This is a genomic window from Anabaenopsis sp. FSS-46, assembly GCF_029891665.1.
Lineage (GTDB): Bacteria > Cyanobacteriota > Cyanobacteriia > Cyanobacteriales > Nostocaceae > Anabaenopsis > Anabaenopsis arnoldii.
In genome coordinates this window covers 56,319-81,889 of the sequence record NZ_JANQDG010000119.1, presented here as the reverse complement: position 1 = coordinate 81,889, position 25,571 = coordinate 56,319, and the positions used below count along the sequence as shown (strand labels likewise).

The following is a 25,571-nucleotide window of genomic DNA, read 5'->3' as shown; positions in this document are numbered from 1 at the left end:
AGACGCGATATTTCTCTTAAGATTTACAAGAAAGACTACCGCTATCATTGCTTGGTTTTCGCGTTGGCAATAGTCTTAATTCAATACTTGATATCGTAGGATTATATATCAAGTGGGCGATTTTCTTAACTCACTTATGTCAACGCTTGTCAATATAAGTATAGTTTTGTCAATAAAATAGTCAGCTTAGGACTAGCTCATGTCCGAACCGATTATTTCAGTCACTAATCAGGCTCAAAAGTTAATCCTGCAGAAACTCAACTAGCTGTTCTAATTTTTGCCAAGCAGCACCACTCTCAAGAATTGCCCTAGACACATTCACCCCTTGGGCATGGTCTAATAAAGGAATTACACCCGCCACTTGCAGGGCTAGGGAAGCATTTAAGGCCACAGCGTCCTGTTGTGCCACAGTTCCCTTACCTTGTAATACTGCTTTCAAAATCACTGCATTTTCTTGGACATCCCCACCCCGCAGCGCACTAATGGCAGCCGGAGTTACACCTACTTCCAGGGGATTTACAGTAGTTAATTCTACCTTACCTTCAGATAAAACCGCCAAGTCGGTTATATCTCCTAAGCCAGCCTCATCCAGTTTTTCCCTCCCATGTAGGACAATTGCTTTTTGTTTACCTAAGTTATGCAATGCTTGGGCAACAGTGGTTAAAAGCTTGGGAGTAAATAGCCCCACTACTTGACCCGTGGGATATAAGGGATTGACTAAGGGCCCTAGTAAATTAAATACGGTTCTGACTTTGAGAGTCCGTCGTAAACCAGCAACGGCTTTGAGTGCCGGATGCCACCCAGGGGCAAACAAGAAAGTGATTCCCACCTCTTTTACTGCCGCCTGCACCTTTTCACTAGCAGCTGTTAGATTTACCCCCAATGCTTCCAACACATCCGCACTACCAGTCAGACTGGAGGCGGAGCGATTGCCATGTTTAGCAACGGGTACACCATAGGCAGCAGCTACAAAAGCCACTGCTGTAGAAATATTAAAGGTTGATGAACCGTCCCCCCCAGTACCACAGGTATCTATGAGGTTCATCATCCCTTGGGTAGATTCTCCGTTAGTACCCTGTTTTGATTGAGACTGTAACACTTGAGCCATGCCTGTCAACTCTTCGGCGGAAATGCCTTTAAAGTTCAGCGCCGTTAAAATTGCCCCTGATAATTCAGGCGGGACGGTTTCAGTTAACCACCCTTGCATCAACTCAGCAGCTTGAATGCGGGTCAATGATTCACTGTCCATTAATTGTTGTAGCAGGAGATGCCAGTTAACAGAGGATTCTTGAGTCGGGATTGGGGAAGTTGCCATAGGATTACTTTGTTGTGACGTGTCCCTCACTAGTTGAGGATATGGGAGCTATCCTACCGAAAAATGGCAAAGCAGCCAATCATCAGGTATGGAAGTCAAAAAACCCATTCTGACTATATTGATGGCGGTTTTTTTCGGGGTGCTGGCAAGAGATAATGCATTATTTATGCCCATTTTGATTAAGATAAGGTTATAAAATGTGCAAGTTTTAGTTAAAATTAAATATTTTTGGGGTTTTACTTATATAATTTCATCCTGAAGTGTAGAATTTATAGGGGGAATCTTGTATACCTCACACAGTGTTAAAGTCGGGGATCAGGTTTTAATACTACTTCCAGCTTACGTAATGGGCAAAGTAGGCGTGGTTTGTGGAATGGAGTCAAGTTATGACAGTCAAGCCAACACCCGTTGGATTATCCAAATCGCATCAGAAAATATGGTGGTGTCACTCACCCGGGATGAGTTTGAGACACTTAGCCCGGGTTTTAAATAATTTAAGGTATGCTTGGGGGTTCCACCTTGTTACCAATGCTTAGTTCTTTTTTGCTGCGTTTTAACTGTTTCCAAAGAGTTTTAATTTGTTTATAAGCTTGTTGGGGTGTAAGTTTCCCTGATGTCTCTAAATTGGAGATATAGCCGACTTTTTGAGCAAATTCTTGAAGATTGGCGTTAAATATTAAGTTTTTTGGCTCAAATTGACCATAGTATCGGCTACGAGGGTAAATAAAATTCTTTTTATCGTCCTGATCAGGCTCTGCCATCAGTTGACCCCCTATAAATTAAAGATGAATAATTAACTAATGTAACAACTGGCATGATGAATTTTCTGCCACTTTGTCAAAAGTCTATCCCTAATGTGCATCGATGAACTGAAAAAGAGTAGAGACAAGAATACTCATATCTCTAACAGCCAAGGAGGGTAATATTTCTACCAGAGGTTTTCTGCATCATCAGAAGCTAATGCTACTATAACTTGCTGTGGTGTTAATTCACTTACCGGAGCTGGTTTCATATCCCGGTAGTCTAGCAATTGCACTAAAACAAGGTAGGCGATCGCTAAAATCACAGAAATAGCACCTGTAATAATTGCAACTATTTTCGACCATTCCATAAGTATTCACTCCAAAAATTTTTCTTATGCTCAAACTTTAGTTTTAGTATAGAAAATTAGTATGACACCAAATATCTCAAAATTGATATACACCACCAATTGGAAATTGGCTAACCTCAACCTATAAATATGGATAAACAATCAATACAAGTAATTGGAGGTGGACTAGCTGGGACAGAAGCAGCTTGGCAAATAGCCCAAGCAGGCGTACCGGTAATACTCCACGAAATGCGCCCAAAACGCTTTAGTCCAGCCCATCATACAGAAGATGTCGCCGAGTTAGTATGTAGTAATTCCTTTGGGGCTATGGCTAGCGATCGCGCCACAGGACTCTTACACGCCGAACTACGTCAACTCAATTCCATAGTCATCTCCAAAGCCGATGAACACGCCGTCCCTGCTGGGGGAGCCCTTGCGGTAGATAGGGGGAAATTTAGCCAAGACCTAACCGCCACCCTATGTCAACATCCCTTAATTGAATTTCGCCGGGGTGAGGTAACAGCCATTCCCGAAGGAATCGTAGTTTTAGCTACAGGTCCGTTAACCAGTCCCGACTTAGCCGCCGATTTACACCGGTTCACGGGGATGGAATACCTCAGCTTTTTCGATGCTGCTAGCCCCATTATTGTGGGAGAGTCCATAAATCATGATATCGCTTTTATGGCATCCCGCTATGACAAAGGGGAAGCAGCCTACCTCAACTGTCCCATGAATAAACAGCAGTATCTGCACTTTTGGTCAGAACTGCGCCAAGCAGAACAAACGGAATTAAAAGACTTTGAACGGGAAACAGCCAAATTTTTTGAAGCTTGTTTACCCATTGAAGAACAAGCCCTCCGGGGAGAAGACACCATGCGCTACGGTCCACTCAAACCCGTGGGACTCTCGGATAGTCGCACTGGGGAACGTCCCTACGCCGTGGTACAGCTACGCCAGGAAGATAAAGCCGGTCAACTGTGGAACATGGTAGGCTTTCAAACTAACTTGCGCTGGGGTGAACAAAAACGAGTTTTCCGCTTGATTCCTGGGTTAGAAAATGCCGAATTTGTGCGGTTGGGGGTCATGCACCGGAATACTTTTATTAATGCCCCCCAGTTAATCCACTCCACCTTACAATTTAAGCAGCGTCCTACTTTATTCGCGGCGGGACAGTTGATTGGTACTGAAGGTTATACCGCTGCTGCTGCTGATGGTTGGTTAGCGGGAACTAATGCGGCGCGGTTGGCTTTGGGTCAGGAACTCTTAACAGCACCACCCACTACTATGATGGGGGCGTTATTAGAATTTATCAGTTCAGCATCACCGAAGCACTTTCAACCCATCCCACCTAATTTTGGGATTTTGCCGGATTTGGGTGTCAAAATTAAAAGTAAGCCGGAGCGTTATGGGCGTTATCGCGATCGCTCTTTGGCTGATTTAGCCAGCTGGAAAAATCAGTTTTAAATTTTTCTCCCTCACTAAGGGAGGGTTGCTGATTTTTTCAGTACATGGGTAGGTTACCGGGTATTCTTTAATTCTGTTCACCACCCTACCAATTATTTTTTAACTTGTGCTATAATAGGAGAAAATTAGGGCGCGTGGCTCAGTGGATAGAGCAACAGATTCCGGTTCTGTGGGTCGGGGGTTCAAATCCCTCCGCGCTCGTTGTGTTAATTGCCAAATAATTTGACTGGGTTAACTTAACGTCGTTTATAAACCACTGTACCCAGTAGTTAGAAACAGTGGTGTAACTGGCTTTCTTTATATTACCCGTTCCCCATTCCCCAATTATTTACCTGTGGTAGTAAATGATAGTGAGGAAAGGGAACACACCGAACAGAAATTGTTCAGAAATCAAATAGGAGTCCTATATATCCTATTTGTGTTTAGCCCATTCTCCATTACTTAAATCTCTCAAAATAGGTAAATCTTTACTCGCTTTTTTAAATGTAGTCGTTTCTCCAAAAACATCCTCAAGGTTTAATAAATGAATCTTTGGTTGTATATTCAGTAGCTTACTTTGAGAAGCTTGCTCTAAACGAGAACGAAATCCATCTGTATAACCAATACCAGCCAACATTATTCCAATATCAGCTTCATGAACTATAAGATTTCCAACAAAATCCGCTGTAAAGGAAGCATCCAAGATATTCTGAGATAACTTAGATTGAAAATAAATCATTTCATTATTTACTGTTGCATAACCATCTATTCCACCATCACTACCAGATTTTCCTGGCGTCAAACCAAGATAAACAGCAAAACGCCTACCTAACTCTTGTTTAACTGCGTCATTGGAATAAATAATTCCATTTACTAATGCATCAATCTCTAAGTAATCCATTCTTAGTTTTCTGATTTTGCTGGTTTTATATCAATTAGTTGTTCATAAAGTAAATTAATTCCAGTAAATAAGCATTCATTTATCTTCCCTTTCATGTTTAACTCATCTAATTTTTGAGATGTTTCAGGTGATAACTTTATTTTTCCTTTAAGTCGATCACGTTCCTTTGGTGGTATATTATGTTCAATATCAATTTTTTTTAACTCATGCTGATACTGTGCTGTTTGATGATGTATAGTCTTTTGTGTATTTTCTTTATCGCTAGTAAAACGAAAATGTAAATAGCTAATTGCTGATTCCATAAACGCTTCTTTCGATAATGCAAGAATATCCGTTAATTTCTGAATTTTGTCTAATTCTGAATTTGTATATTTGATGACAGATTCTTCCTGTTCAGTTTCTTTTAATTTAATTCCATGATTAATAGCGTGTTCAGCTAAATAGTCGTCCTTTTTTTTATTGTCTGTGGACATCTTTAATCTCCTTTAACTTTCCAATAAATCGGCAAAGTAATCATATAAAAAATCTAAACCTTCATAATCCCAGATATATTTTCTATCTTGATAAATCGCAGTTTGCATCTCCTCTTGATAATCGGGCATTTCTGGCGCGATTCTATATTTTTGGGGCTTATCTTCTTTTTTAAGTTTAGTAACAACTTCAGATACAGAGTCTTTTGATATTCCTAGAGGCACAATAATTACTTGGGTCTGGTGACCAGTTTTACTTTCAAGTTGAGAAATAACTTTCAGTGTTCTGGGAAGATTACGCAATGCTTTAATTTTTTGAGATTTATTAACTGGGACTACAATTAAATCAGGATCATTACCTATAATTGTCTGAACTGTATTTTGAAGAGGACTATCAATATCTAAAATAATATGATCATATTGCCCTTTTTGCACTTGTTTCGTTAAAGAAGCCCGATCTTTATTCCAAATAACTGCACTATTTCCAAGCTTTTTTAAATCATTTAATTTGTTTGGAATACTACCAAGATGAAATTGCCAAAAATCTGCTTGGTCATCACAATCCACCAGGAGTGTCCTATCTTCTCTATTCAGCACAATGCCTGAAATATGAACAGCAAGTGTAGTTTTTCCTACACCCCCATCATTGTGGGTACAAAGAATTATCATTATGCACGGTTATTGCAATAAATTTTGTATAAATTATACTATTAAAATAATTCAATGTCAAATGGGTTCTATAAAGTCCGTAGTGGCGCGGCAAGGCTAAAATATTGCAATAGATTTTTGAGAAAATTGAGATAAATCAATGTTTTCTGCTTTTTCCTAACGGATGCCTTGATTAGTATACGTAACTACATAACAGTAGACTCAAACACTCTCCCCAATGGGTTTTTACCAATACATAAAAGTTAAGCCCCTGTAACAGAGGCTTAATTGTTCTACTAAAAATGATAGCCAACATAAATTCAGATTATAACCATCAACCGCGCTCGTTGAGCCAAGTCTTAACGGTCATTGAGCCAAGTCTTAACGGTCGTTGAGCGGAGTCGAAACGTCAATAGTATTAATTCGATTAATGTCCCCAGCGAGTGGGGACACTCTTTTAACAACATTTAGGGTTTAACAACAAAGATGTTTCCATTCAAATAATGTCCCCAGCGAGTGGGGACGTATGATTTAAGAAACGCGATCGCATGGATTAGCGGAAAGTTTCCATTCAAATAATGTCCCCAGCGAGTGGGGACGGGACTATACATAAGGTTAAGTAATCAACGAAATAAAATGATGTTTCCATTCAAATAATGTCCCCAGCGAGTGGGGACAGGCAATGTATGGTGGTAGGTACCATACCCCTCTTTACTGTTTCCATTCAAATAATGTCCCCAGCGAGTGGGGACTGGAATACATAGCCTACTACGTAAGCAACGCCAGCAATGGCTGTTTCCATTCAAATAATGTCCCCAGCGAGTGGGGACGATAATTATAGACTGGCCAACAGACGAAAGAGGAAAGTTTCCATTCAAATAATGTCCCCAGCGAGTGGGGACTGTGATGAGTACTTTCTAATAAACTTTTCCCTCTTATGGTTTCCATTCAAATAATGTCCCCAGCGAGTGGGGACATATAAAGCCCCTGATGACCATGGCTTGGTGGTTAGTTTCCATTCAAATAATGTCCCCAGCGAGTGGGGACAACTTTCAAAAGTGTTGTTGGGGCTTGGGTTAGACGGTTTCCATTCAAATAATGTCCCCAGCGAGTGGGGACTTTGAAATCCTCATAGTTGGTTACTCCGACCGCTACGGTTTCCATTCAAATAATGTCCCCAGCGAGTGGGGACTATGCTGAATCCTGATACACAACGCGCACACAAAATGTTTCCATTCAAATAATGTCCCCAGCGAGTGGGGACCCGCGTTGATGTTGAATATTGCAGAAGTGCCCAGTGTGAAGGAGGTTTCCATTCAAATAATGTCCCCAGCGAGTGGGGACTGAAGAGTTACCCGTCACCAGTCAAGAGTTACCAGTTAGTTTCCATTCAAATAATGTCCCCAGCGAGTGGGGACAGCACATATACCTCAATACTCCAAAACAGAGTATCTACGTTTCCATTCAAATAATGTCCCCAGCGAGTGGGGACCTGCAGCAAAATTAATAGGACTTCATTTTAAAGAGGGTTTCCATTCAAATAATGTCCCCAGCGAGTGGGGACGATAAGGCCATTGTTCGCCCCCCTTACTCAAAAGAAGGTTTCCATTCAAATAATGTCCCCAGCGAGTGGGGACAATCCAGGACGTACTGATAACACTTGGATGGGTTTGTTTCCATTCAAATAATGTCCCCAGCGAGTGGGGACCATAAAAGAAGGTGTATTTAGGGTACTCCTAGACGATGTTTCCATTCAAATAATGTCCCCAGCGAGTGGGGACCCTACTGTCCCTACTGTCCCTACTGTCCCTCCTGGTTTCCATTCAAATAATGTCCCCAGCGAGTGGGGACAAACTGGCACGAAGGTCAGTACGTCTTTTCATTTGGTGAGTTTCCATTCAAATAATGTCCCCAGCGAGTGGGGACGCAAAAGGCGCTGGTTGTCCGCAGCATGTTGTTAAAAGTTTCCATTCAAATAATGTCCCCAGCGAGTGGGGACACGTTTAGCCTGGCGGGGCAAAGCTGTAGACTAGAGTAAGTTTCCATTCAAATAATGTCCCCAGCGAGTGGGGACATAGGTTTGTAGACCGTGTTTACATTTATGAGAAACTGTTTCCATTCAAATAATGTCCCCAGCGAGTGGGGACGGACGTTAAAGACGACGGTGAAGCCTCATTCACAGTGAACGTTTCCATTCAAATAATGTCCCCAGCGAGTGGGGACCCCTGCATTTTAACCCCTTACCCTGTAAGAAGTCTAGAGGCACTTTCCGAGGTTCAGAAAACTTAACGGCTGAAATGGCATTTAGCATACTAACAAAACTCCTGAAACCCTTACCCAGCAAGCGACCGAGGTTCAATACATTAGAATCACTATTTCAGGTATTTTGATTGAACCTCCGTAATAGTTAACTGGTGCATTACAACAGTATTTAGGCAATCGCTCTGCTGTAAGCCATATACCCCATCCTTTTGTAAGGTGAGGGGTCAATACTACTCTAAAATTTTTATATCCTCAAAAATCTATCTAAAGATAGATGACAAGATTACCTAAATAGTATGACTGAGATTGAATAAAATAAATGTGTCATTTATTTTATTATGTCCAGAGCGTGGTATTATAAATTTCATCTATTTAAACTTTTGCTGTTTCTTCTTATAAGTACGCATACCGTTAAATATTTAACTAACCATCAAAGGTAAAACCCATGGAATTAATAGGACTAACTAGCGCTGTAGCCTTAACAACACTGACATTCACCCTCAGAGGATGTTTTAAAAGTCTCTCATGATGTATCGAATATTTTCAGATACCCCTAAATCACCCTTTTGTTAAAAATTTAGCCCCCCTTTTTAAGGGGGGTTGGGGGGATCAATCAGTGTCATTGATGACAATAAAAAACTTATCAAACATCCTCTTAGAGAAGTCCGGGATATTGTACTGACTCAAACCCTTACCCTGCAAGTAACAGCCATCACTTTTTCACTAAAAAGTATGTTGTGGCAAACTCAGGTAATTGTCTAATATGCTGGGTGAACTCTTGGCGATTCTTAAAGGTTCCCGCTAAAAAGTCTAGTTGATAAAGATTAGGTAAAAATGCTCCCCCGGTATCGGCAATCACGCCCATTTGTAAATGTTGCCGACCGCCTCTAGTATCTTCAATCACCACTATTCTACCTAAGCCCATATTCAAAACATCCCCAGCAAAAGTTACTCCTGGCTTGATAGATATTTTCGCATTTATATTATGTCCGTAACCTTTAATACCATCCACCTCTCTAAAATACCAGTAACGCTGTTGTGCTGTGGCTTTTAATCCCCGGACATAGGAAATACCATTATTTCTATCCACATTGAAAAATGCTTGAGTACCATCGGTAAAATTAATCAGGATTGTTCCTTGCATTAAAGCTTCTTCTAACCCATTGCGCGTCAAATAAGCCAGGGGTTGAACTCTGCCATATTCTTTACCACCCGGCTCATAAATCCCTGATAAAACATCCTGTTTTGTATATCTAGTATAGAATTTATCAGCAATTTGGTCATCTTTTAAACTATAAATTGGGATATTATAAGTAGAAGTTTTAGTACGGGACCCAGTATGCTCAAAAACAGCATATTTGGTAATTCTTACCTGCTTCTGTCCCCGGTCACTAGGATTATGGGGAGTCCATTTAATCACCCGAAAATTATCATTAATAAAATCAGGATTTTTTAACCTGGTAATGCGATTGTTGGCGATATCTTCCCTTAATATAGTAATCATAAAATCTAAAGTTCTGACAATATCCTGTACACTCACTCCCTGAGTACCCAGCAGACCCCGGCGAAAAATAGTTGGGTCTTTATCCGCATGGTTTTGAAAATAATTTCTGGTGTTAACTAGAACGGTTAATAAATCTCTTTGTTGAAAATTGATATTAGATGTGGGTAGTTTAGCAGGACTGAAAACCTGGCTACCTTGAATACTAAACTTGAACCTTTGCCACTCGTCAACCACAGGATAACTTACAGGTATTCCCCCTTGAGATATTGTAGATGTAGAGATATTTGGGGAGATAATATTTAAATCAGATATTTGGGGAATAATAACAGGATTTTGCCAAATTTGAGCTTGGGAAATCTGTGATTTAGTTAAAAAATAATTTTTATTCTCATGTTCTGAAATCCCTGGTTCACTGTTTGAGTGACTGAATAAAGTACTAGTGGCTGTACTGATGACCACAAAAGCACCAAAACCTAATGTAAAGCCGAGTTTTCGGGTTGAAAAGATACGCATAAGCTCAAACATGAATTACCGGTAATCAATAATAATGGCAATTTATCGATTACCCTAGGGTAGCCACTAGCCATTAATCTGTAAAGCACCATTGACACTCTGAGGTCTAAAGCCGCTGAGTTTCCCGCTTACCGCGATATTTTTATCAAAAAGCCTGATTATTGGTAGCCTCAACCGGTATAAGTTGAGCAACACACCATGATTAGACCAGGAGAAATTACTTAGTATAATGCTTATACATTCAGAAGGCGATCGCCATCCTCTAAGTGTAAATTGTATATTTTATATTTGCGTAACTCAACAACTGTAAGGATGTGTTGCTTGTAGCTGCAACAACCAGAGAATCAGGGATGAGAGGCAAAAAGAGCCTCCCAACCTCCTATCAACCAAGATTAACTATCGGTACTCCTAACCATCCTGCGCCATTCTCTGTTTGTAAGCTATCGGGATTAGCTACTGGCAAAATCTCAAATTTACCAGGGCGTGGTGTACCCAGGGTAACAGAATGGGTACGTAATTCATCTTGGTGAAAAACTGTTACTTCAATACTATCCTGTGGTTGGTAGTCTTGGAGGCGCTCATTAAGTTGACTAGCAGTTAAGCGTACACCCCCAATCGCCAACAACTCATCACCCGGATCAATTCCCGCTAGTTGTGCTGGTGAACCCACTTCTACGGATTTAATTACTTCCCGGCCATGTTCGGTTTTCACCTTGATACCTAAATAAGGTGCTTCTTCCCGTTCCGCTACCAGATGTAAACCGAAGGGTTGGAAGTAATGATTAAAAGGTAATTCATCAGTGCTGTTAATGTAGGATTCAAAGAAATTGGACAAATCCACACCCGCTACTGATTCAACTACCTCCTGTAACTGTTCCGGGGTGTAGCCAAGTTCCGGTTCTCCAAATTTCCGCCACATTTGCAGCATCACATCATCAAGCGATCGCTTATTGCCATGTCGCGCTCTAATCAACAAGTCTAGCAACAAAGAAACCATTTCCCCCTTAAGATAATAGGACATTTGGGAATTGCTGCTGTTGGCATCTGGACGATAAAGTTTAATCCAAGCATCAAAACTCGACTCCGCGAGTGTTTGCACCTTGCGCCCTGGCGTTGTCAGAAATCTAGTAATTTCCTTACTCAAATGATTTAAATAAGACTTAGCATCATAAATGCCAGCTCGCAAAGGAATCAGTAAGTCATAGTAACTTGTAGTTCCTTCACAGAACCACAAAGAAGGTGTATAATTTTCCTGCTCATAATCAAAGACTTCTAACCCTTTGGGGCGAATCCGCTTGACATTCCACAGGTGAAAAAATTCATGTGCCACTAATTGCACAAACCGCTCGTAATTCTCCTGATTGCGAAACCCAAAACGCTGGTAAATTAATGAACAACAGTTTTTATGCTCCAATCCTCCATAAGCTTGGGCGAATAAATGCAGGAGAAAAATATATCTGTCATAGGGTAAACCCCCAAACATCTCAGCTTCTACCTGAATAATTTTTTTGATATCAGTAATTACCCGTTCTGATGGTAAATTCCCTTCTCCCCAGATAGCCAGTTCATGGGGCTTGTCCAAAACCTCAAAGTAATATGATTGGTGGTTACCAATTTCAAAGGGGCTATCCACAAGGGTATCAAAATCCCCAGCACAGAAAGTATGGCTTTGCCCACCAACTGTGGGTAAAGAAGTAGTTACCCGCCAGTCTGGCTGTGGTGGTACGACAGTAATCTGAATTGGTAGACTTTCCCAAGTAGGGAGTCTAAAAAACAGTGCAGCACCATTGAAATAGGCGTGAGTCTTATCTAAATGATTCGTCCGTACCGATAGCTCATTGGCAAAGATTCGGTAACGCACACTTAACTGTGAAACACCACTTGTATTTACCTGCCAGTGGTTTTTACTAATTTTTCGCCAGTTTAAAGGCTTATCGCCGGCAAAAGCGGCAAAATCTTGGAGATTTTTGGCGTATTCTCGCACCAAGTATGACCCTGGTGTCCATACTGGCATTTTCAAGTCAAGAATTTGCGATGAATGGTTAGTTAGCTCCAATGTAACCTCAAACAGGTGAGTTTCTGGTTGAGGCATTGCCACAAGGTAATGAATTGCCGGTACTGTTTCCTGGATGCCAATCTCGATATGAGGTGCTGTTGCTTTAATCATGTGTAAAAAGAGTTATAAATCCTCACTTAATAGTTAATAGTCAAGAGTTAATGGTCAATAGTCAATAGTTAATAGTTAACAACTGTAGACTTAAGACTGATTGACACTCGCCATGCTCTGGTTCTCACGGTTGTTACTCGGATTTTGTGCGTAGTAGTTTATACTCTTGCAGCATATTTTCCGTATACCTTACCGCAGCACTAGATGCGGAATGAAAACGAATTGTCTATGTGGCACATTTCTATCTGTTCTATTGCCGCAATCTCAGCACATATAATTACAGTCAACTTTTGAACATATTTCACCAGTCTCAGATTGATTATATATAGGTAGTTTCCCACATTTAACCGGATCTGCGACATTCCCCATCTTTGGCCTAGATCCTGGGACAGTTCGTATTCCGAGTTCTTAAAGATTGGGCTGCGAGATAAACTTTTCTCCATTCGGCTAAGACTTGATGCTGGCTGAGGTTTAACTGTTTAGACGTTGCTTCTATAGAGTTACCTGCTTTACGCAAGTCTAGGATCTGTCGCTTCATAGGAGTTAAGATTTCGTACAGTCGCTGCCATTGGTTTTCAGTTAGCCCCAAATTATTTTCCGGGAGGGATATTGCCAACCAGTTATCAACCAGTTCTGGATTAACTTTGAGGGCAAAGATGCGCACAGCATGGTAGCTAATTTTTTCTCGCAGTCGGTAAATTTCCTTGGTAGACTTATGTAGTTTTTTCGCGATGTCATCTTGAGACTGCCCTTGCAGATACAAACTCAGCCACTCTACTGCCTCTTTTCCTAGGGTTTGTCGTAAATATTCGGCAAATTCTTTTTTTACCAGATGCCGCAGTATCTGCTGTTCTTCTAGTTCTTGTGTCTTTTGATATTGGGCGATCGCTCGATGATCAGCCCGGGTCAAGCCATTCTCACTGTTATCTGAGAGGGTGTGTACCGAAACCATCTTGACCAATTCAGTATTTGGCACTTGGGTTAAGCCACCACGCTGAATTCGCCGCAGGTAGTTGACAAATCTGTATAGCAGTAAGGGTTGATTACGTATTGGGCGCATAGAATACTCTTCTATACTGGCAAATAAAAGGGTATCCCGCAGACGTTGATCGATGGTAAATTCAGCTATACAAGCCATTTGCTGGTGCATATATCGATCATTTTGTAGTAAGTCTTGTAAGACCTCTTGTAACACATCGATGACAGTACGCTGGCGATCGCAACTCAAAGAAACCCAAGTCTGAATCTTATTGCGTAATGTCACCAAACCTGCTAAACGAATTAGTAGGTGACGATAGGCCACTTCTCTTCCGTAGCCCAGGTAGTGCTGATGTAAAATCCTCCAGCGATACTGAATACATTGTTGAGCAATGTTGAGTTGTTGGTGATTCAACTGATCCGAGCATTTTAAATCACTTCCCAAAAGCCAGAGAATAATACTTTCTCGGTTGGCTATACTTTGTTCTGGACAGTCCGCGGCTAGACGCTTACCCCAGTAATCAGCTAAATTTTCCCTATCCTTTGCCTTGCGTCCCTCAAGAACCTGTATTAAACTCGGCATCACAACCCCCATTTATCACCAGAACCTCCGTAACCTATCCCCGACCATGAATATAAATGCAAGGTACGGGCGCATAAATTCGCCACCCTAAAAGGCGTGCTTTTCAGTCAAGGAATAGTGCTAATCAATTTCCCTATTTACCAGGAACGCCGCCCTACTCTAGTCAAATTAGTTTTGACATCAGAACATCTGAGATGTTTTATTGTTATTACGTCTGGATTGACTAACTTTATGCACAATTGAGGAAAATTCTAGTTTTTTGTGTTGATGTATGCCAACGGAGGCTAAAAATAGACACACCTTAACTTTTAGTTGAGGTGTGTAAATTAAAGGTTTAGCTGAATTTTGGTCCCATACAAAACATGGGAAGGGGTCAAAACCTGTTAGATGAACGCACGATGGGGTTTTCTACAGAATCCCGATACTGTTGAACCTGATCTGTATAGGCGATTGGTAGAACAGCTTCCACGTTTTCATGGGGACGGGGAATAATCACCCAAGATTCCAAAGTACCACCATAAACATTTTCCGCAGCTTCAACACCAGCGGCCATAGCAGTTTTGACCTCGGAAACATCCCCGCGAATATTTACTGTAAAACGAGCGCTACCGACTCTGATATAACCAACAAGGGTGACGCGACCAGCTTTCACCATCGCATCTGCTGCTGCTAGTACAGCAGGAAAACCTTTTGTTTCAAGTGCGCCAACGGCCTGTAGTGACATTAGTAATCTCCTGTATGAATTAACGTATTTGGGGCGACAAATTTATTGTCCTGAGGAATTTACCTATTACATACGGAACGGATCAGATGTTTCGGTGAAGTGGATCGGTAAAATGGTCTCGACGTTTTCCGGGGGGTTAGGAACAATATAGTGGGTAATTACTTGACCACCATAAGCTTGTTCTCCGGCTAATATTCCTGCTTCGACAGCCCTTTGAACTTCAGCAACGTGTCCCCGAACAGCGACTAACAAGCGAGCGCTTTCGGCTTGACCATAATACACAATTGTGACTGCGGCAGATTTAACCATGGCATCTGCTGCTGCTAGTACAGCAGGAAAGCCCAAGGTTTCAATGACGCCAACCGCCATGGGCATGGCATTAGCTCCTGAGTCTAAAAAATCAAGTGATATTAATTGTACGAGGGTTTCGTACCAACTTTGACATTTAGCAAAATTTTCTCTTCGCCCCGGTGTAAACTAAAGAATTATGTTTCCTAATTTCTTACCTCCCACAGTTGGACAACTAACTGAACCTACCTCCATCGCCTTGGCTCAAATTATTCAGGCTCAAGCGATCGCCACTCCTTTAACTAATCAACCAATTACCACTACCTATGTGCAAAAGGGTAGTGGCGGTACACCTATTTTATTAATTCACGGATTCGACAGTTCTGTGTTTGAATTCCGTCGCCTTTTACCACTGCTACCAAGAGATAATGAAACTTGGGCTGTGGATTTATTAGGCTTTGGGTTCACAGACAGAATTACCGATGTGCAATTTAGTCCCCTGGCTATCAAAACTCATCTGTATTATTTCTGGAAAACTTTAATTAACCAACCTGTGATTTTAGTGGGTGCGTCTATGGGGGGTGCAGCTGCCATTGATTTTACCCTAACTTACCCAGAATTGGTGCAGAAACTCGTGTTAATCGATAGCGCTGGTTTGAAGGGGGGTTCACCCTCAAGCTTGATGTTTCCCCCATTGGATTCTTTAGCAGCTAATTTTTTGCGTAATCCTCATATACGCGATCGCATTTCCCGCGCTGCTTACAAAAATCAGTTACTCGCCTCGACTGATGCTCGAATATGTGCCTCATTACACCTAGAAATGCCTAACTGGACTCAAGCCTTAATAGCTTTTACTAAAAGTGGTGGGTATCGCGCTTTTAAACCACAGCAGCTTACCAGCATTGTCCAACCAACTCTCATCTTATGGGGAGATACGGATAAAATTTTAGGTACATCGGACGCTAAAAAGTTTACCCAAGCGATTCCTAGTAGTAACCTTGTTTGGATCAAAGATGCTGGTCATGTTCCCCACTTAGAACAGCCAGAAGTTACCGCCAAACAAATTTTAGCAATGATCAATTAGTCATACAACCAAGTTTTATCCGTAAAATCATCATTTTGTTTTTGACGTTCTGGCAGATTTTCAGGAGACCGATGTGATTTTTTATAGCCAACTGGATTATATTTCTCTTTGACTTGGATTGCACTTTCTTTCTTGGGAATTGCTGACTTATCCTGTTTTAGTGGGATGTGGGATTTACTTTGTTGTATTAATTGAGAGTTAGACTCTGCAAGCTGTAGGGCGGTTTGTTTAGCTTCGTGCAGTTCTTTAGTCAGCCTTTCTGTTAATACTTGCTTTTCATACAAATTTGATTGTAAATCAACAATTTGTTTTTGCAGAGTTTTTTCTTTATTTTGATATTCTTCCAGAGTTTGTTTTAATTTTTCCACAGTAGTTTCTAAATGTTTTGAACTAGACATAGCAGCATCATGGGGGTTAAGTAATTGCTCTGTTGCTAAAACATTCTGTTCGGTAACTTCCTGTGCTGTAACTTCAACCGCAGCTTCATTTTCAAGTAGTATCAATTTTTGTGCCTCTTGCTGTAGTGATTCGGATAGATTTTGCTTAACCATTATTTTCTCCAATAACGCTGTAATTCTTTTGCAGACCTGGTTTATCACTCCCCCTAGGGTGTATTTTTCTCTCGCCATTCAGCAATAGCGAGCGACTCTAGTTGTGATTTTGCTTTCCCTATGAACTGGCAAAAGCTTCAATATCTGCATCAATAATAAACTTATTATTTTACGTGAATTGTGCAGCTAAATTAACTACTGTAGTCGTTTGATCGACTTCTCCCTAACTCTTGAGGATATTTTTAACAATGCTGATTTCCCAGGCTGCCTTACATAAATATAGCCCTTTGTGTGGCATCCTATCACAAAAAAATAACGCCTGCTGGGAGACAATCATCCTCATACTATTATTGTTCGTGAAAATTTTGCAGCTTGCCGACAACAAAATTGACCATAAAAATTATTCCAGCTTATTCCAGCAAATCCAGGATTCACACACCACCTAAATTTAATCATAATCAGCGATCGACTGTCAGATTGAACCTATTATTGGTGGTGGTTTATTTACAGCTGCTGCACCACCTTTAATTGCTAGGTTTGGCCCCATACCAATTCTGCTACTAACCTCATCCCTGCTAGTATTCTGGCTGTTCTTTGGTTTTTATAACTGTGGGCAAATACGCAAGGAAAATGTATAAAATTCTCTAATATCTCAAATGTGGGAATAATTGACCACCTAGGGTAGTATCCCCGGAGGGACAATTGTTAAAGTTTAGGCTTTGTACACCCACGCAGTTGCCCTTACCACCGGCAGACTGCTAAGTATTTTCTAAATATATCCCCCAAGTATAGCCCCAATTATTGGTATGAATAAATACAGTAACTTTTACACTTTATCAACGTGAGTGTTACCGTAATCACCATTTTCCTCGACAAACTTTTTGGCGGACTCCAGTAAATACTCGTAATAAGTACGGGCGACAATAGATAATTGTTTACCAGATGGATAACCTATGAACCAAGTTCGCTTGATGGGGAAATGTTCTACATCCAAAATAGCGAACTCAGAAGAGTCTGGCATTAAGGTATGGCGAGATAAAACAGAAATTCCCAACCCCCCGGCGATCGCCTGTTTAATAGCCTCATTGCTGCCCAATTCCAGTTTAACTTTTACCTTCACACCATATTGATCAAAGAGTTTCTGCACGGCGCGGCGAGTCCCTGAACCAGGTTCGCGCATAATAAAAGGTTCATTTGTCAACCTTTTTATGGGGATATTTTTCTGTTTTGCCAAGGGATGATTAACGGGTGCAAATACTACTAAAGGGTTGTCTAAAAATGGCTCATAGTTGACATCGATATTTTCTGGAACTTGACTTAAAATGTACAGATCATCCATGTTATTCAGCATCCGTTCCAAAATGCGTTCATGGTTGGTTACTTGTAAGGAAATCTCAATTCCGGGATAAAGTTGACAAAACGGCCCTAATAAACGAGGAATAAAATACTTAGCCGTTGTAATCACTGCCAACCGTAATTGCCCCTGTTTAAGACCTTTTAAATCCGCCACAGTCATTTCAAACTTGGCCATGGTTTCAAAAATCTGCCGACAAGTGGTAAATAATTCCCTCCCTGCCTCTGTTAAGAATAGACGTTTTCCCACCTGCTCAAATAATGGCAACCCCACCGATTTCGTGAGTTGTTTAATTTGCATCGACACGGTAGGTTGAGTAAGAAATAATTCCTCAGCCGCACGAGTAAAGCTACTGTGCCGTGCCGCTGCCTCAAACACCTTCAACTGGTGTAGCGTTGCCTGCTTCAAGGGTGATTCTCCTCTAATAGAAATTTCATCTATAAATCTAGTATCACTGAACACTTGCCAATGCAACAGAACCACTCATACGAAGTTCTGAATTATCCTATAGATAAAAATCTATTAATCTTATTCAAAGAAAGTTGTTTTATTTATGGTATTCACAAGTTATTATCAAGACAACAAGCAAAGCGTAAGATGCCTTCCAGGGCAAGATGAATAGTTAAAATTATGTAATAATTTCAACCTTCATCTTGCCATATTTCTTCGGCAACCTCCTGGGGAATTTTGGACGGGATTTGGGATAAATCAGGCAACTGTAGGACTTCTATTTCCGCCACCTGCTCTTGGACATTGACAGGCATATGCAATGGTTCCCGGTGTTCAATCCAGCAGCTGGCTAAGGGTAAGGTTTTCTCCATCTCATCTAGTGGTCGAGGAATAACCATGACTGCGTTCAATTCGCCAATGCGTTCTGCCTCAAACATTCCAGCTTCTACCGCCACTGCCACATTAGCAACAGTGCCACGAATAATGGCAGTGCACAAACCGGCACCAATTTTCTCATAGGCTGCCAAATGAACATCAGCCGACTTAAGCATGGCATCACAAGCACCCACCATGGCCGGAAATCCCCTAGTCTCCACTAAACCAATGGCTAAGTTACTTAAACTGCTTTGATTCCCTTCCTCCATCAATTTACTCAGCCGGCTGGTGATGGGCAGCACTATATCCAAGTTAGGATAAGGCCGAGGAATCACCAAGCTAGAAACCAATTGACCAAACTGTTCAGCAGTTTGAACACCAGCTTCTACAGCCAGACGCACATCGGCAATTCCGCCTCTGACAATAGCGGTACACTGCCCACTACCAATTTTTTCATAACCGACTAGGTGAACACCGGCGGATTTGAGCATCATATCTGCCGTTCCCACTATGGCGGGAAAGCTGCTGGTAGAGACTAAACCCAAAGCAGTATTTTTCAGAGGATCTCGTCGGCGGGATTTCTGAATTGTGCTAATAGAGTGTTGGTTAGATGTTTCCATGTGAACTTTCCAGATTACTCATGAAACTGACAACTTACAATTAACACTTACTCAGACTGATCGTCAGAGATGGGGTCATTTAAGCTTTGCCGATGGGGAAATAATGTCACTAGTAACCTATTTATACTTCCTTGTCCATAAATTTGGTTCCCGAAATTATGATCTGATTTAGTGGGAGGCTGACTTGATTTTGGTTCCTGGGGTATGGATTTATTGGTGTCAGCGTTTTTTTCTCCAGCAGGGGGCTGGCTTTCCGATGTAGGCGAAGACACAGAAGAGGAAGTAGACTGGTATTTGAATTTCCAGTAAGCAGATGCACAAATGTTAGTCGAGGAAATGACTGTCTCCTCATCCGGCTCTAAACTATTTTCCGCTTCTGGCTGTTGTTCACTACTGGTATGAGCACCATTGTTAGGAGCTGCTGCCGGTTGTTGTGTATCCTCAATTTCCCGACTGGTGTCCCCTAAAATTGAGCCTGGCGGAATGACTGTTCCTGGCTCGATAGAACAGTTAAAAACTGTGGTTGCTGAACCAATACAAGCATTTGCGCCAATTTTGCCTTGACCCACCATCAAAAAACCGGCTCCCAAGTTTGCTCCTGCTTCTACCTCTAGAGTGCCTTCGCTAACTTGGAGAATTGACCCCATACCAATACACACCCCTGGTCCGATGATCATCTTGCTGTTTACAGCAGCTTGAAGTATGACTCCAGGTGCCAAGACCGCGCTGGGATGAATAGTCACCTCGCCACTTATATAGGACTCGAACTTGTTGCTCAGGTGCAGTGGCGGCACAGACATGGAAATTTTTACCTCGGAAGCCGGAGAGAGCATAGTGCTAAGTGCTGAATCCATTCTATAAGGTTGGCAATAGCTTGATGCCTGGAGTAATGACTAAAAATTTTACTCAGCAATGGCTACGCCCACGGATGCTAACAGCACTCTTAACTCAGCACTTTTAGGGACGTTGGATGATAGTTTCCAGGACTCGGCGTTTAGCTTTAGTGTCAATACCAACTAACCGCACGTATTCCCCTGGATATTCAGCGAGGTATCCCTCTAAAGCCTCAATCACCCCTCTGTCAGATTTGGCTTCAATTTGACCGCAGCTCGCCCAGGAACCTGTACGGAAGCGTCTTTGGTCTACGTGTTCAGCAGTAACTTTATATCCACCCGCCAAAATTTGTCGGATTTGGTCTACCACTTCAGAACTCAACCGGGTACTGGTGGCGGTGGCGGTAGCAGTGCCGGAACTATTGCTGCTAAAGGATTTCTTGCTAGCAGAAGGGGCAACTGGTCCGCCTGGTCTTTGGATAATGCTTTCTAAAACCCGCCGTTTAGCTTTGGTATCAATACCAATCACCCGTACATATTCCCCTTGGTGGGATTCTAAACATGCTTCTAATGCGGCTAGCACTTCATTGGTAGAAGTTGATTCAATGGGCTGGCAGCTGTTCCATGAACCAGTGCGGAAACGTCGCTCATCTACGTGTTCAGACCCAATTTTGTAACCACTTGATAGCAAATTACGAATTTGCTCTATGGTTTCGCTACTCAGTACACCACTGCTGGCAACGTGACCATTGCCATTACTACTATAGCGACCGTTACCATTATTAGCAGATGCCGGAAAACCACTAGAGGCGATGGTAGTGACTATGCCATCCGGGCGTTGAATAATCGTTTCTAGGACCCGCCGTTTACCATTGTCAATGCCAAACAGACGGACATATTCGCCGCTATGATCTTTCAGACAGCTTTCTAACGCTGCGATCGCTTCACCTATAGATCCAGGTTGAATGGGTTGGCAACTTTGCCAACAACCAGTGCGGAACCGTCTTTGATCTACGTGTTCCGTACCAATTTTATATCCTTGATCTAAAAGATAGCGCACCTGTTCTATGATTTCTGCACCCAAGCTGTTGCTCGACACTTCACTACTCCTTTCTAGCTCTAAAACAGTAATACCAGTATTTGTATAAGATTTAGCAATCTCATCCCGAATGGGTGCAATACACTTGCTATCCGCAGCACAGCGATAACCAGTTCTTAATGACTGATTTATCCCCACCACATGATGGGCGAACTGCTGATCCTGAACCTCAGCATCTGGCAACCGGTCAGCTTGCTGCTGAGTAGTAATTATCGCTCCCGAAGGTACATACTTACCAGGGGGAATTTCTACATCTTGAATTAAAGCGTGCATCATGACGATGCAACCCGCGCCTACTCTGGCGTTAAATACTGTGGAACGAAAACCAATGAAGGAATTATCTCCTACATAAGCCGGACCATGAACCAATGCCATGTGGGTAATAGAAACATTTTCTCCTACCCATACTGAGTATTGATTTTGGTCATCGCCAATGACTCGGCCTTGTTCGAGTCCATGAATTACTACACCATCTTGAATATTAGTATTTTCGCCAATAAAAAAAGGTGTACCTTCATCCGCTCTAATCGAGGTTCCTGGAGCAATGATGACATTAGCACCTATTCGCACATCTCCAATAATATTGGCTGCCGGATGTACAAAAGTGCTTTCATGGATTTTGGGCTCGGCTAAATTCCTCGACCACGGGGTTGGGGGTGCCGCCGTGCTGCGGACAACCATTACAAGATTCCTCCTCAATTAAGCTTTTTTTTCTTAAGTCTTTGCTGATTCAAAGACTATCGATACTGCTCTTTTTTGCTGTACATGAGACGACCTTCCAAGTGAATGGTATCAATGATCGCCACCACTGCTGCATCCAAGGGACGCTGTTCATTACCTAAAATCTGACGAGCGGCACTGCCACGAGTGACAAGCACCCACTCATCTACTCCCGCGCCTACGGTATCTGCTGCTACTTCGTATTTAGACAGGAGGTTTCCTTCTTCATCTACTAATTGCAACAACAGTAGTTTGACACCGCGAAGACTTGGATCTTTTTGCGTGCTGACTACTGTGCCACGAACTTTGGCAACTTGCATTACAGATTACGGTCTTCTACCGAAAAGGACGAATGGCGTTGACATTTTCCCGGAATTGTTCTACGTCTTCGGTATACCGAATTGGTAACACGTATTCCAAGTTTTCATGAGGACGAGCAATGATGTGGGTAGATAACACTTCTCCCCCATGGACTCGTTTAACTGATTCTACCCCAGCACCCACTGAAGCTTGAACTTCGGAAACATCACCCCGAACGATGACTGTGACTCGACCGCTGCCGATTTTTTCATAGCCTACCAAAGTAACACGCGCGGCTTTTACCATGGCATCAGCAGCTTCTACTACTGCGGGAAAGCCCAGCGTTTCTACCATTCCTACTGCGATTGACATTAGTTCTTATCCTGAATTAAAGTTTTTACCCTTGGGAAAAAGTGACGCTCAAGACAGCGACCCCGTTAATTACTTTACTTGCTTAAAATCAGTTTTTAAGTCCGGAACTGTTCTACAGCTTCGGTGTAACGTATGGGCAAAACGTACTCTAGGTTTTCGTGGGGACGGGCAATAATGTGAGTGGATAATACTTCGCCACCATTAACTCTTCTGGCTGCATCTACGCCCGCAGCAACAGAGGCTTGTACTTCCGACACGTCACCCCGGACAATCACGGTTACCCTAGCACTCCCAATTTTTTCATAGCCTACCAAAGTCACACGTGCGGCTTTCACCATCGCATCAGCAGCTTCTACTACCGCCGGAAACCCCTTAGTCTCAATCATTCCAACTGCAATTGGCATCGCAGAACTCCTAAAAATTTAATCCAATTAGTACTGTGTTTTGAAATGTTTAAGCGGAGGGCTGCATCTTGAGCCATAAAAACACTTCTAAATTAAGCATAGGAAAGCTTGGCCTCCCTGGCAATATAAATTAGTATAATAGTTTATGATAAAATAGTTTTAAAAAACTTAACAAAAGTTTATCCCTCATTCGGCTCAATGAAAGTTAATCAATTCCTAGAGTACCCACTTATGCTTTATAATTTCTTTATTACATTTACAAAAGGACATTCATAGCTACGGCGACTCCGCTCCGCAGTGGGGATATTAATCGCTGTATGTTTTGCTGTCTATAAGTTTTCCAACCTTGAGAGAAAAAGTAATCATTTTGTAAAAAACACATAATTTTTTTTAATGTATTTGGATAAATTTATTTACTGCAAGTACAAATATAAATCCATCATCACCGATGATTTAATAGACGTGAATGCTTGTAAATATGTAAAACTATATTCAAATATACCAAAATAAGATAACCTAAACAAAAAATACTCATTGAATAATTTAGGGAACAAATAGTTAAAAAAACCATAGATATAATCCAATAATTATATTTTTTAGTCAAAGATTGTTTTAAGGATATTTGAGAAAAAGTCACAGCGGAGTCGTCAAGGAAAATGTCAATGAATCAGTTTCTCTTTTCAACAAGTTGGTGGGTGCCATTCTACAGCCTACTTGGCGCACTGGTAACCTTACCGTGGGGAATGGGAATCATTCGGCGTACCGGTCCTAGACCCGCGGCATATTTCAACATATTCACAACCATTGTGGGTTTTCTTCATAGTCTGTTCGTATTTAAGCATATTTGGGATAAACAACCAGAAATTTTAGTGATCAACTGGTTGCAAGCTGCAGATTTTAACTTATCTTTTGCTTTGGAACTCTCCCCAACCAGCATTGGGGCGATGGTATTAATTAGCGGATTAAGTCTGTTAACACAAATTTATGCCCTAGGATACATGGAAAAGGACTGGTCCTTAGCACGGTTCTTTGCATTAATCGGATTCTTTGAAATGGCGCTGACTGGTTTAGCGATCAGTGATTCCTTGTTTCTCAGCTACGCTGTTTTAGAAGTACTCACCCTTTCTACCTATCTATTGGTGGGATTTTGGTATGCTCAACCACTAGTCGTGACAGCAGCGCGAGATGCCTTTTTGACCAAGCGGGTGGGAGACTTACTTTTATTAATGGGGGTGGTAACGCTTTCGACTTTATGTGGTAGTTTGAACTTTTCTGATTTGTATGAGTGGGCACAAACAGCTGATTTAAGTCCAGTTACTTCGACTTTGCTGTGTTTGGGATTAATTGCCGGACCTGCGGGTAAATGCGCTCAATTTCCCTTACACCTATGGTTAGATGAAGCCATGGAAGGCCCTAACCCCGCTTCGGTAATGCGGAATTCATTAGTTGTAGGTGGCGGTGCTTATGTATTATATAAAATTCAGCCAATATTAACCTTGTCTCCCATTGCTTTAAATACCCTAGTTGTGATAGGGGCATTGACCGCAGTGGGTGCAACATTAGTGTCACTAGCCCAAACAGATATTAAGCGAGCCTTATCTCATTCCACTAGTGCATACATGGGCTTAGTCTTTTTGGCAGTGGGGTTAGAGCAAGGTGGTGTGGCCCTAATGTTAATGTTAACCCATGCGATCGCTAAAGCTCTATTATTCATGAGTTCTGGTTCAGTAATCTATACCACTAGCACCCAAGACTTAACCGAAATGGGTGGATTATGGTCAAGGATGCCAGCCACTACCACAGCTTTTATCGTAGGTTCTGCTGGTATGGTAACACTGTTACCACTGGGAAGTTTCTGGGCAATGCTGGCATGGGCAGATGGCTTAGTTCATGCTAGTCCTTGGGTAATTGCCATCTTAGTATTAGTCAACGGCTTGACAGCCTTGAACCTGACACGAGTATTCAGATTAATATTTTGGGGTAAACCACAACAAAAAACCCGCCGCACCCCGGAAGTTGGCTGGCAAATGGCATTACCAATGGTGGCACTAACTGTAGTGAATTTACTCTTACCACTGATGCTACAGCAATGGTATTTGCTGCCTAATTGGGAAAACGTGGATTGGTACATACTATTAATCTTGGTTTCTTCTACGGTGATCGGGGTAGCTATAGGCTCTACAATGTCCCTCCATAAAGCATGGTCAAGATCCAGAATCCTGGTCTGGAGATTTGTACAAGACCTATTGGGTTATGATTTTTACATTGATAAAATTTATAAACTAACAATAGTTAATTTAGTCGCCCTGCTATCAAAATTTTCTGATTGGAGCGATCGCTATCTAGTTGATGGTTTTGTTAACTTGGTAGGATTTGCGACAATTCTAGGTGGACAAGGCTTAAAATATACCATTTCTGGTCAATCCCAGGGATATATGTTAACTATCCTGGTAGTGATCAGCGTCCTGGGTTTTTTCATTAGCTGGTCATTAGGTCTACTAGATAAATTACCGTTTTAACAGG

22 protein-coding genes, 1 tRNA gene and 1 CRISPR repeat array are annotated in these 25,571 nt (G+C 41.8%); of the genes, 4 read left to right on the top strand and 19 right to left on the bottom strand.

Annotated features, from left to right (window positions below; all coding sequences use genetic code 11):
* Positions 1-241 precede the first annotated feature (241 nt).
* The 3 genes from trpD to NWP21_RS15155 form a co-directional block, all read right to left on the bottom strand.
* The gene (trpD, locus tag NWP21_RS15165) at positions 242-1,315 is read right to left on the bottom strand and encodes an anthranilate phosphoribosyltransferase (RefSeq protein WP_280793306.1); all 1,074 of its coding nucleotides are present in this window, start codon (positions 1,313-1,315) and stop codon (positions 242-244) included.
* Between the two features lie 494 nt (positions 1,316-1,809).
* Positions 1,810-2,076 (bottom strand): hypothetical protein, encoded by a 267-nt coding sequence (locus tag NWP21_RS15160; RefSeq protein WP_271733359.1) that lies wholly within the window; start codon positions 2,074-2,076, stop codon positions 1,810-1,812.
* Between the two features lie 167 nt (positions 2,077-2,243).
* A complete protein-coding gene (locus NWP21_RS15155; protein ID WP_280793305.1) occupies positions 2,244-2,426 on the bottom strand; it encodes a hypothetical protein in 183 nt (60 codons plus the stop codon).
* 129 nt (positions 2,427-2,555) lie between these two features.
* Here NWP21_RS15155 and trmFO point away from each other — a divergent pair, with 129 nt between their 5' ends.
* Both trmFO and NWP21_RS15145 read left to right on the top strand, forming a co-directional pair.
* Entirely contained in the window at positions 2,556-3,869 is a 1,314-nt protein-coding gene (trmFO, locus tag NWP21_RS15150) for an FADH(2)-oxidizing methylenetetrahydrofolate--tRNA-(uracil(54)-C(5))-methyltransferase TrmFO (protein WP_280793304.1), read from the top strand.
* 128 nt (positions 3,870-3,997) lie between these two features.
* A tRNA-Arg gene (locus NWP21_RS15145) sits at positions 3,998-4,070 on the top strand.
* Positions 4,071-4,281: 211 nt separating this feature from the next.
* Here NWP21_RS15145 and NWP21_RS15140 read toward each other — a convergent pair.
* From NWP21_RS15140 to NWP21_RS15105, 8 genes are all read right to left on the bottom strand, one after another.
* Positions 4,282-4,749 (bottom strand): restriction endonuclease, encoded by a 468-nt coding sequence (locus tag NWP21_RS15140; protein WP_280793303.1) that lies wholly within the window; start codon positions 4,747-4,749, stop codon positions 4,282-4,284.
* Between the two features lie 2 nt (positions 4,750-4,751).
* Positions 4,752-5,222: a hypothetical protein gene (locus tag NWP21_RS15135; protein WP_280793302.1), complete on the bottom strand. Its 471-nt coding sequence runs from the start codon at positions 5,220-5,222 to the stop codon at positions 4,752-4,754.
* A 12-nt stretch (positions 5,223-5,234) separates the two neighbouring features.
* Entirely contained in the window at positions 5,235-5,888 is a 654-nt protein-coding gene (locus NWP21_RS15130) for a ParA family protein (protein ID WP_280793301.1), read from the bottom strand.
* A gap of 394 nt (positions 5,889-6,282) precedes the next feature.
* Positions 6,283-8,090: direct repeats of the CRISPR family, unit length 36 nt; unit sequence GTTTCCATTCAAATAATGTCCCCAGCGAGTGGGGAC.
* A gap of 751 nt (positions 8,091-8,841) precedes the next feature.
* Positions 8,842-10,146, bottom strand: coding sequence for a hypothetical protein (locus NWP21_RS15125; protein ID WP_280793300.1), 1,305 nt, complete (start codon positions 10,144-10,146; stop codon positions 8,842-8,844).
* Positions 10,147-10,528: 382 nt separating this feature from the next.
* Positions 10,529-12,313, bottom strand: a complete 1,785-nt coding sequence (locus tag NWP21_RS15120) for a M61 family metallopeptidase (protein ID WP_280793299.1) — start codon at positions 12,311-12,313, stop codon at positions 10,529-10,531.
* A gap of 376 nt (positions 12,314-12,689) precedes the next feature.
* Positions 12,690-13,886, bottom strand: coding sequence for a HetZ-related protein 2 (locus NWP21_RS15115; protein WP_280793297.1), 1,197 nt, complete (start codon positions 13,884-13,886; stop codon positions 12,690-12,692).
* Between the two features lie 361 nt (positions 13,887-14,247).
* Complete coding sequence (locus NWP21_RS15110; RefSeq protein ID WP_271733371.1) at positions 14,248-14,598, bottom strand: BMC domain-containing protein; 351 nt, start codon at positions 14,596-14,598, stop codon at positions 14,248-14,250.
* 66 nt (positions 14,599-14,664) lie between these two features.
* The gene (locus tag NWP21_RS15105; RefSeq protein WP_271733372.1) at positions 14,665-14,973 is read right to left on the bottom strand and encodes a carbon dioxide-concentrating mechanism protein CcmK; all 309 of its coding nucleotides are present in this window, start codon (positions 14,971-14,973) and stop codon (positions 14,665-14,667) included.
* A gap of 112 nt (positions 14,974-15,085) precedes the next feature.
* Between NWP21_RS15105 and NWP21_RS15100 the strand changes: the two genes are divergently transcribed.
* Positions 15,086-15,970 carry an alpha/beta hydrolase gene (locus NWP21_RS15100; protein WP_280793296.1) on the top strand — a complete coding sequence of 295 codons (885 nt, stop codon included), beginning with the start codon at positions 15,086-15,088 and terminating at the stop codon, positions 15,968-15,970.
* Here NWP21_RS15100 and NWP21_RS15095 read toward each other — a convergent pair.
* The 8 genes from NWP21_RS15095 to NWP21_RS15060 all read right to left on the bottom strand — a co-directional run bounded on the left by NWP21_RS15095 (position 15,967) and on the right by NWP21_RS15060 (position 23,048).
* Positions 15,967-16,521, bottom strand: coding sequence for a hypothetical protein (locus NWP21_RS15095; protein ID WP_280793295.1), 555 nt, complete (start codon positions 16,519-16,521; stop codon positions 15,967-15,969). The genes NWP21_RS15100 and NWP21_RS15095 overlap by 4 nt on opposite strands.
* An 826-nt stretch (positions 16,522-17,347) precedes the next feature.
* Positions 17,348-18,283 (bottom strand): LysR family transcriptional regulator, encoded by a 936-nt coding sequence (locus NWP21_RS15090; RefSeq protein WP_280793294.1) that lies wholly within the window; start codon positions 18,281-18,283, stop codon positions 17,348-17,350.
* Between the two features lie 233 nt (positions 18,284-18,516).
* Positions 18,517-19,320, bottom strand: a complete 804-nt coding sequence (locus NWP21_RS15085; RefSeq protein ID WP_271733376.1) for a BMC domain-containing protein — start codon at positions 19,318-19,320, stop codon at positions 18,517-18,519.
* A gap of 47 nt (positions 19,321-19,367) precedes the next feature.
* Positions 19,368-20,120 carry a transferase gene (locus tag NWP21_RS15080; protein WP_271733393.1) on the bottom strand — a complete coding sequence of 251 codons (753 nt, stop codon included), beginning with the start codon at positions 20,118-20,120 and terminating at the stop codon, positions 19,368-19,370.
* Between the two features lie 157 nt (positions 20,121-20,277).
* The gene (locus NWP21_RS15075; protein WP_271733377.1) at positions 20,278-21,933 is read right to left on the bottom strand and encodes a ribulose bisphosphate carboxylase small subunit; all 1,656 of its coding nucleotides are present in this window, start codon (positions 21,931-21,933) and stop codon (positions 20,278-20,280) included.
* Between the two features lie 56 nt (positions 21,934-21,989).
* Positions 21,990-22,292 carry a EutN/CcmL family microcompartment protein gene (locus tag NWP21_RS15070; protein ID WP_271733380.1) on the bottom strand — a complete coding sequence of 101 codons (303 nt, stop codon included), beginning with the start codon at positions 22,290-22,292 and terminating at the stop codon, positions 21,990-21,992.
* Positions 22,293-22,308: 16 nt separating this feature from the next.
* Entirely contained in the window at positions 22,309-22,644 is a 336-nt protein-coding gene (locus tag NWP21_RS15065; RefSeq protein WP_271764047.1) for a carbon dioxide-concentrating mechanism protein CcmK, read from the bottom strand.
* Between the two features lie 95 nt (positions 22,645-22,739).
* On the bottom strand, positions 22,740-23,048 hold the full coding sequence (locus NWP21_RS15060) for a carbon dioxide-concentrating mechanism protein CcmK (RefSeq protein WP_015212739.1): 309 nt from the start codon (positions 23,046-23,048) through the stop codon (positions 22,740-22,742).
* A gap of 662 nt (positions 23,049-23,710) precedes the next feature.
* On the opposite strand from NWP21_RS15060, the gene NWP21_RS15055 reads away from it, so the two are divergent.
* Entirely contained in the window at positions 23,711-25,567 is a 1,857-nt protein-coding gene (locus NWP21_RS15055) for an NAD(P)H-quinone oxidoreductase subunit F (RefSeq protein WP_271733386.1), read from the top strand.
* Positions 25,568-25,571 lie beyond the last annotated feature (4 nt).